The sequence below is a fragment of the Psychrobacter sp. AOP7-B1-24 genome, assembly GCF_052376215.1.
In the GTDB taxonomy this organism is placed as follows: Bacteria; Pseudomonadota; Gammaproteobacteria; order Pseudomonadales; family Moraxellaceae; genus Psychrobacter.
In genome coordinates this window covers 1-423 of record NZ_JBQSVL010000219.1, presented here as the reverse complement: position 1 = coordinate 423, position 423 = coordinate 1, and the positions used below count along the sequence as shown (strand labels likewise).

Below are 423 nucleotides of genomic sequence, written 5' to 3'. Positions count from 1 at the left end.
ATTAAAGATCGAGCAAGCCCTGCGGATACTGATGCCATGCTCTTTAATATAGTGACAAGCCATCTCTTTGCGCCTTTGGGGCGCTACCACTTTTTTGACATAGCATCCTGTAGGATGTCGGATTTAAGACATTCATCAGCGTACATCTTCTTTAAGCGGGCATTTTCAACCTCAAGCTCTTTAAGACGGCTGATAAGTGTGGCGTCCATACCACCATATTTAGATCGCCAGTTGTAGAAGGTGCTTTGGCTGATGTTATGCTCACGGCAGAGCTCGGTAATAGGGACGCCTTGTTCGGCTTGTTTTAGGATGTTGACGATTTGGTTGTCGCTAAAGCGTGTCTTTTTCATAGGATTCTCCTGCTGGTGTATTTTAGCAGTTAATCTCTATTTGTAAGTGTTCTTATTTATTGGGGGGATTACC

Annotated in this window: 1 pseudogene; it reads right to left on the bottom strand. The window is 44.0% G+C overall.

Features of this window, described 5'->3' with window-relative positions:
* Window positions 1-350, bottom strand: a pseudogene (locus ACT3QP_RS15090) (transposase); the annotation flags it as partial.
* Window positions 351-423: the final 73 nt, after the last annotated feature.